Source organism: Pedobacter rhizosphaerae, from assembly GCF_900111155.1.
Lineage (GTDB): Bacteria > Bacteroidota > Bacteroidia > Sphingobacteriales > Sphingobacteriaceae > Pedobacter > Pedobacter rhizosphaerae.
On sequence record NZ_FOGG01000024.1, the window covers coordinates 61,710 to 69,813 of the forward strand.

Annotated in this window: 8 protein-coding genes and 1 pseudogene; 6 read left to right on the top strand and 3 right to left on the bottom strand. The window is 37.3% G+C overall.

Features of this window, described 5'->3' with window-relative positions; genetic code table 11:
• Positions 1-42: 42 nt before the first annotated feature.
• From BMX11_RS17420 to BMX11_RS17430, 3 genes are all read left to right on the top strand, one after another.
• Positions 43-315 carry a hypothetical protein gene (locus BMX11_RS17420; protein ID WP_090886581.1) on the top strand — a complete coding sequence of 91 codons (273 nt, stop codon included), beginning with the start codon at positions 43-45 and terminating at the stop codon, positions 313-315.
• Positions 316-500: 185 nt separating this feature from the next.
• Positions 501-1,817 (top strand): adenosylhomocysteinase, encoded by a 1,317-nt coding sequence (gene ahcY, locus BMX11_RS17425; RefSeq protein WP_090886583.1) that lies wholly within the window; start codon positions 501-503, stop codon positions 1,815-1,817.
• Positions 1,818-2,094: 277 nt separating this feature from the next.
• The gene (locus BMX11_RS17430; protein ID WP_217643865.1) at positions 2,095-2,436 is read left to right on the top strand and encodes a DUF6370 family protein; all 342 of its coding nucleotides are present in this window, start codon (positions 2,095-2,097) and stop codon (positions 2,434-2,436) included.
• Positions 2,437-2,865: 429 nt separating this feature from the next.
• Here the strand turns inward: BMX11_RS17430 and BMX11_RS17435 are convergent, their stop codons facing one another.
• Positions 2,866-3,246, bottom strand: a complete 381-nt coding sequence (locus BMX11_RS17435; RefSeq protein ID WP_090886586.1) for a GtrA family protein — start codon at positions 3,244-3,246, stop codon at positions 2,866-2,868.
• Positions 3,247-3,248: 2 nt separating this feature from the next.
• Complete coding sequence (locus BMX11_RS17440) at positions 3,249-4,889, bottom strand: ArnT family glycosyltransferase (protein ID WP_090886588.1); 1,641 nt, start codon at positions 4,887-4,889, stop codon at positions 3,249-3,251.
• Between the two features lie 160 nt (positions 4,890-5,049).
• Between BMX11_RS17440 and BMX11_RS17445 the strand changes: the two genes are divergently transcribed.
• The 3 genes from BMX11_RS17445 (at position 5,050) to BMX11_RS17455 (ending at position 7,684) form a co-directional block, all read left to right on the top strand.
• Positions 5,050-5,766 (top strand): pyridoxine 5'-phosphate synthase, encoded by a 717-nt coding sequence (locus BMX11_RS17445; protein ID WP_090886590.1) that lies wholly within the window; start codon positions 5,050-5,052, stop codon positions 5,764-5,766.
• A 106-nt stretch (positions 5,767-5,872) separates the two neighbouring features.
• On the top strand, positions 5,873-6,763 hold the full coding sequence (locus BMX11_RS17450; RefSeq protein WP_090886592.1) for an EamA family transporter: 891 nt from the start codon (positions 5,873-5,875) through the stop codon (positions 6,761-6,763).
• A 357-nt stretch (positions 6,764-7,120) separates the two neighbouring features.
• Entirely contained in the window at positions 7,121-7,684 is a 564-nt protein-coding gene (locus BMX11_RS17455) for a hypothetical protein (RefSeq protein ID WP_090886594.1), read from the top strand.
• A 125-nt stretch (positions 7,685-7,809) separates the two neighbouring features.
• Here the strand turns inward: BMX11_RS17455 and BMX11_RS24540 are convergent.
• Positions 7,810-8,104: pseudogene (locus BMX11_RS24540) on the bottom strand (IS4 family transposase); the annotation flags it as partial.

Sequence of the window (8,104 nt, forward strand, 5' to 3'; positions counted from 1 at the left end):
AAGCCTATTCGAAAAGTACACTTCATAAAGATATCCATAGCCATGGAAAATAAAAAGCCGGGAGAAATTGTAAAAGAATATGATGTGCGTGCTATCGAAAGAGTATCGCTTGCATTTACCAGGTTAATGGAGATGGGCAAGATTAAGAACTTATTTAATTTCTGTCAGACACATGATATTGATCGACGAAACTTTGAAAGGATGAGGAATCAGAAATTAGGATCACCAAGTATTTACCTGCTTAATGTTTTGCGTGTAAATTATGGTGTATCTCTTGACTGGTTAATAACAGGTAAGGGCAATTGGTTAGTGTAATCCATCATGTCTATTGTGTGCAATGTTTGCACATACGGATTTGGGTGCTTTGAAATTGGTTAAACTATTGTGTACTTTTGCATTGACAAAATGAATCATTATTAGATAGTTCGGGTAAAAATCGGGTACTCAAAATAATCGACATTCGTAATTGTCTAACTTTTAGAAACTTAAATAATAAATATATGTCATCAGTAGAGACAACTTACATCCCTTACAAAGTTAAGGACATTTCACTGGCAGAATGGGGCCGTAAAGAAATCGAATTAGCCGAAGCAGAAATGCCAGGTTTAATGAGTTTACGTAAAGAATTCGGTCCTTCGCAACCCCTTAAAGGTGCTCGTATCGCAGGTTGTCTGCATATGACTATCCAAACAGCGGTTTTAATTGAAACTTTAGTGGCTTTAGGTGCAGAAGTTACCTGGTCATCTTGTAATATTTTTTCTACTCAGGATCATGCTGCTGCTGCAATTGCTGCTGCTGGTATTCAGGTTTATGCCTGGAAAGGTTTAACTGAAGAAGAATTCGACTGGTGTATTGAGCAAACTTTACATTTCGGTCCGGAGCAACAACCTTTAAACATGATTTTAGATGATGGTGGCGATTTAACCAATATGGTTTTCGATCGTTTTCCAGAATTAATCGCTAACATCAAAGGTTTATCAGAAGAAACCACTACAGGTGTTCACCGTTTATACGAAAGAATGAAAAACGGAACATTGCACTTACCTGCAATCAACGTTAACGATTCAGTAACTAAATCTAAATTTGATAACAAATACGGTTGTCGCGAATCATTAGTAGATGCGATTCGTCGTGCTACAGACGTAATGATGGCTGGTAAAGTAGCTGTTGTTTGCGGTTATGGCGACGTAGGTAAAGGTTCTGCAGAATCTTTAAGCTCACAAGGTGTACGTGTTATCGTTACAGAAATTGATCCGATTTGTGCTTTACAAGCTGCAATGGAAGGTTACGAAGTAAAAAGATTAGACACAGCTATTAAAGAAGCAGATATCGTGGTAACTACTACAGGTAACTGTGACATCGTTCGCGAGAAACACTTCCGAGCATTAAAAGATAAAGCGATCGTTTGTAACATTGGTCACTTCGATAACGAAATCGATATGGCTTGGTTAAATGGTACTTATGGTAGTACTAAAGTAGAAATCAAACCTCAGGTAGATAAATATACTATCGATGGTAAAGATGTTATCGTTTTAGCTGAAGGTCGTTTAGTAAACTTAGGTTGTGCAACTGGTCACCCAAGTTTCGTAATGAGTAACTCTTTCACCAACCAAACTTTAGCACAATTAGAGCTTTGGACTAACCCAGGTAAATACGAGAACAAAGTTTATACTTTGCCTAAGCATTTAGACGAGAAAGTAGCGCGTTTACACTTAGAGAAAATTGGTGTAGAATTAGAAGTTTTAGATCAACACCAGGCTGATTATATCGGCGTACCGGTAGAAGGTCCTTTCAAATCTGACGAATATCGTTACTAATTAAGTTTGGAGTTCTGAGTAGGGATTCCGGATTGTAAATAAAAGAGGGATGTGCAATTTGCATATCCCTTTTTGCATTTTAGCCATTTCCCCGACTATAAGATTTTCAGTTTAAAAAACAATGTCAGGAGTTCTTAGGAGCATTTAGTCCTGCTGTACACTTTACTCCTCCCGATAAATATCTGGATCCGTGTTCGTTCCCATCAGGTTTATTTTACAACGGGTTGAAGCACTTTTGTTCCATAAAAACCTACATTTGCTTTATAATATATTAAACATGAAAAGAGTAATCATGGCTTTGGCATTTGGAATTTTTACTATCAGTGCAAATGCCCAAACCGCAGCTAAAAAAGCAGCGACAACAAAAGAAATTAGCCATAAAGTGGTAGATATTGCCTGTGGTGAGTGTCAGTTTAAACTAAAAGGCAAAAGCTGTGATCTGGCAGTAAGAATTGATGGTCATGCGTATTTCGTTGATGGGAAAAATATCGATGAATTTGGCGATGCCCACGGGAAACATGGTTTTTGCAATGCAGTGAGTAAAGCTGAAGTAACCGGCGAAATTGTTAATAATCGCTTCAAAGCCAAAGAAATTAAGTTATTGCCGAATAAGAAATAGCTCAACTGAAGGGATTTTTGGGATTTAACCACATAGAAAAAGAGCTTTACGCAGAGAAGCACCGCAAAGGCAAAAAGAAAACTTAAATGTGAAAAAGGCGTATTATTTTTTTTTGAACCATATAAGCCATATAAGAAAATATTAGGCTTGCACGGTGGCCTTTTTGGTAAAAAATATGCATCCAACTGGGTGTGCTCGGTGCCTTCCTCTCAGGGCCCTCTGCGGTAAAACCTTATTTAAAATCTTTCTAATTTAGCTGGAAATCTTTTATCTTTACAGAGAATCATCTCCATGAATAAAGAAAAAGTAAAATTGTGGTTTAAAAGGGTGGGGCTAGTAGGGTTTCTATTCTTCCTGATTAAGGGTTTAATCTGGTTGGTAGTATTCTATTTCATCGGCAAAAACGTAAGCTAGTTACCACAAGTATGCTTATCTAAACGTAAAAAGCATATTCGCTAAGAAATTCCATACAAATACAATTACAATTGCAAAGAATTTGGCCAGGTAGAAGTTAGTTCCATTCTTGCGCTGGTGGAATAAGTAAATGATTACGGTATTTAAGCCTAAGCCAATTAAGCTCACCACTAAAAATTTGCTGAATTCTGTCCCCCAATGACTATTTGTACTCTGGAAAGTCCACACCCGATTAATTAAATAATTATTGGTTACGGCAAGGGTAAAACCTATGGCATTGGCCAGATATTTATTAATCTTGATTTTTTCTTTACATAACCAGGTGGCCCCGAAATCTATCGCCATTCCGAGGAAACCTGTTAATCCAAATTTGATGATGCGAAAGACTAAATCCATTTTTAATGTAGTTTAACCAAATAAAATTGCTCTAAAACCTGAGGGCGTGTTTCAGCATTGATAAACTTTCCGGTAAGCTTAGTAATGTGATAATATTCGAAGGATTTTAACACTTCAGCGTGATATTCCGTTTTTAACCTTTCCAGTTCTGCCGCGGACGTATAAATAATTAACGATTCTTTGTTGCCAAATTTGGCTAGATCTTCATAATTCCAAAAATATTGAGGCTCGCCAGTGGCGTAAAAATCAAAGGAATAGGCATCAGGATACATCAATACAGCTGCTTTTGCCTCTGGATAATTTTCTTTTAACCAATTGCCTGCCTGCATACCCGATTCGTATTTTAAAACCGCAGGATAGAAGAAAGCAGATAAGAAAACCATCAATCCCACAGAAATAAAAGAACTTCTCCCGAGCAGGGTATTAACTTTTAAACCTTTAAATAATAAAAACGCTGATCCAAATATCAATACCACAAAACCGATTGCAACGAAGTATAAGTTGAATTTAAATAATATAGCGATTGCAGAAAGGGCGAGTACAATGAGTACGTAAAGTATATTCTGTATGGTAATAAAAGTCTTTAAGCTTTTGTCACTAAGTTTTTCTAAATACAGTGCAGTGATGATGGCAAACTGGGGCAGAATGATCAAAATGTAATGCGGTAACTGAAACTTAGATAACGAAAATAATAAAAATGTAATGGCCGCACTGGTCCAGATGATGATGCTTTCAGCAGGCCACGCAATCCTGTTTTTTTTCTTGAAAAGATTAACCACCGCGGCATAAAATAATATAGACCAGGGTAAAAATGCCCAAAGTGTAGTGTGTAAAAAGAAGCTGAGATCTCCTTTACCTTTTATCGGGCCGTTGTTGAAGAAACGTCCGAATTGGCTATCCCAAAAGAAAAACTTAATACCCGAAACGCCCGTTTTGCCAAATACAACTTTCTCAGGGTGTAGGTCGAATTGAACATAAAGCGTGTACAATTCCGGAATGATGAAGAGAAGAATTAAGGCAATGGCGATCCACCATTTTAGCTTCAGCAACTGTTTCCATTGATTGGTTAAGAGCCAGTAAATAATAAAACCTCCAAAAACCGGAATTAAAACAAAAATACCTTTAATCATGATGGCACAGGCGGCAAAAAATGATCCTGAAACAATATGCCAAAATGAGCCTTGATGTGCTTTGTAATAATGATAAATGGCAGCCAGCGTAAAAGTAGTAATGTAAACCTCTGCACGCACATCAAAAGTAGAAATCAAAATGTGTAGTGCGCTCAGGAAAATCAATGCGCTGATCAGACCTATCTTTTCATTATAAATATCCTTCGCTAATTTATAAAGGTATCCTGCACCCAGTAAGCCAAATAAAAAGGAGGGAAGTTTGTAAGCAAATGCATTAATGCCAAAAACTTTGAAAGATGCGGCAGCGAGCCAAAAGGTTAAATGAGGTTTATCCATCCAGTCGGCCCCGCGAACATAAATGTTTACCCAATCATCTCGCAATACCATGTTCTTGGCAATAGAAGCATATAGCGCAGAGTCAGGCTCCATAATGCCGCCAAATAATGCCAGCAAACTGATTGCAGCAATGATCGCAATTAAAATTTTATTTAACGTAGTGTCTTTTATGTTCATTTATAGCATTCACTAATTCCTTCATTCACTCAATCTCTCATTCAATAATTCAAAATTCAGTCATTCCTTCATTAGATCTTAAGAAGGCAAATATGAGCAAAAAAAAGTCAAATTTTTTTAAGGTTTCAGATTAACAGGGGCAAAGCATTATCTTTGCTTCATGACAAAGTTATCAGTAAACATCAATAAAATTGCTACGCTTCGCAATAGCCGCGGAGGTAATAATCCTGATTTGGTTAAGGTTGCCTTAGATTGCGAGCGCTTCGGTGCCCAAGGTATTACGGTGCATCCCCGCCCTGATGAACGTCATATCCGCTATCAGGATGTTTACGATTTAAAAGCCGTTATAGCTACCGAGTTTAACATCGAGGGTAACTGTAAAGAAGATAAGTTTGTAGATTTAGTTTTGGCTAATCAGCCTGCACAGGTAACCTTAGTTCCTGATGCTGAAGGACAAATTACGTCAAACCATGGATGGGATACCATTAAGCACAAAGATTATTTAAAGGAAATGGTCGCTGTTTTTCAGAAGGCAGGTATTCGTGTTTCCATCTTTGTAGATCCTGTGGTAGAAATGGTAGAGCATGCCGCAGAAACAGGTACAGATAGAATTGAACTTTACACTGAAGCTTATGCGCATAATTACTTCGCTGATAGAGAAAAAGCTGTTGTAAATTACATCGCAGCTGCACACAAGGCAAATGCATTAGGCCTAGGAATTAATGCTGGCCATGATCTGGATTTACATAACCTGCATTACTTCGCTCAAAGTATTCCAGGATTACTGGAAGTTTCTATTGGCCACGCCCTAATCAGTGATGCACTTTATTTAGGATTGGAAACAACTATTCAGAAATATTTACAGCAACTTGCTTAGAATACTTAAAGCGTAATGACTGGAGCTTGGGCTTGACAGGGATAACATGTGCCTTGATTTGCTCAGTGAATACTCTTTTTTCTCTGTGCCTATATAAATAAATTACATGCTAAAAGGAATTCTCCTTGTTTTTTTCGGTGCCTGTAGCTTTGGCATCCTATCTACTTTTGTAAAGCTAGCCTATCACGAAGGTTATACTTTAGGTGATGTAACGGGGGCTCAGGCATTTTTTGGAGCGGTAATTCTTTGGGTACTGTTTTTCTTTCAAAGTCGGACAAAAAAATACAAAGCAAGAGAAAGAACTGTTCTTACACCCTGGTGGAAGATGGTTTTGGCCGGAGTAAGTACAGGCCTGGTGAGTGTTTTCTACTACCAATCGGTAAAGTTGGTTCCCAATTCAGTAGCTATTATTTTGTTAATGCAATTTATATGGATGAGTATTTTAATGGAATACCTCATTTTTAAAAAGAAACCAACGGGATTACAATTTGTAGCGATACTGCTAGTTTTAGGTGGTACAGTTCTGGCTAGTGGAATGATTGAAACCAGCATTCAAAGCATGGATTTAAAAGGAATTGGCTTTGGCTTGTTGGCCGCACTATCTTACGCCGGCTTTTTAATGTTAAGTGGAAAGATTGGAAATGAATATCCTGCATTGCAGAAAAGCGCACTGATGATTACAGGTGCTTGCCTTTTCATTTTTATCCTGTTTCCGCCAACATTTCTTTATAACGGCGCGCTAACAGGTAGCCTGCTGAAATGGGGATTAATTATTGCTGTTTTCGGCACAGTTATTCCGCCTTTGTTTTATGCCGAGGGAGTACCTAAAATAGGTACGGCCTTAAGCTCTATATTAAGTGCCGCCGAACTTCCGGTTGCGGTAATGATGGCAGGTTTTGTTCTTCAGGAACAAGTGTCCTTTTTACGTTGGGTAGGCGTGGTGATTATTTTATCGGCTATGGTTTTACCGAATTTGAAGTATTTGAAGCGGAGGTAGGTTTAAATTTAACGACAGAGTTAGGTTTTAAATTTAACCATAAATGTAGGTTTTAAATTTAACCACAAAGTGCACAAAGACAGGCACGGAGGACACAGAGTTGGGCGCATATTTTTTACCACTAAACCAAAAAAACACTTAGGTTTTGTTTTTCTTAGCATTTCGTGTCTTAGTGGTTGTTTTTTATCACAGCCAGTCTTACATTTTCTTACATGGCTTATATGGTTCAAAAAAAAATAATACGCCTGCTTTACCACATAAAAAATATTTCACATTTATGTTTGCTTTTCCTTTGTGGTTATCAATTTGCGATTAAACTAAAATTAAATATCTTTAAAAAGCATAAATCATTTACTCATGAAAAAATTAACCGTTTATATTTTATCTCTTATTGTTATCGGCTTTGCCGGATGCAAAACCAAAACAACCATCAATCAAGATGAAGCCGCAGAAGTAATTACAGATTATTTAAAGGCCAATCCCGAATATAAAACTACCCGTTTTAAGTTTGGTGAAATCAAGTTTAACAGTACCAATGATATGTTCGAACTGGGAAAATATAAAACCTTGGCAAGCAAAGGCCTGGTTGATTTGAACCTTAAAGAAGCCAAAAAGAAGTTTTTATCTAAAGACAGCAGCTTTGTTTATCAGATTACTTTAACCGATAAGGCGAGTCCGCTGGTTTTAAAGCAAGACGCAGATAGAGCAACAGTGAAGGTAATCGAATATGTATTATCTGATGAAAAACCAGTAGATTTTGAACAAGTAAACTCCAGCACAGCAAAAGTTACCGTTTCACTAAAAATGACGGGTACCGATTTCGAGCCCTTCGATAAAGATGCCAGCAAGAACAGTAACTTTATTACGAAAACTTATAAATTAAAGTTGAGTAAAGATGAAGGATGGAAGGTTCAACGTTAATTTAGTCTTGAGTCTGTAGTTCTAAGTCAGTGTTGTCCGGTAAAATTCTGAATTAGTTAAGAAAGTTCGTCCTAGAGTTTTCAAGGCATATTTTTTCCTGTTAGATAAAAGTAAGCCCCCCTGTTCTATGTTTTAAACAAGGTCATTTGGTATTGTGGCCTGTATTCTTTGTATCCAATCAGAGCTTTTTCAGGATTTGTTAGAAATATTACAAGATCTATATATGTGCCTAGGTGTTGTCTAATCAGGCCTGCAACATTTGAAAAAGACCACTTGGACTTTCTATTTTTATCTGCTTTGTCTTTTACCAACTTTATGAGCAGGTCAGCGATAAGTGTGCACCAGATCTGGATCTTGATTGCATTCTGGTTATCGCCAAGAAAGTTATGTAGTTGAAAATTTTGCTTTAGGCGCTTGAAA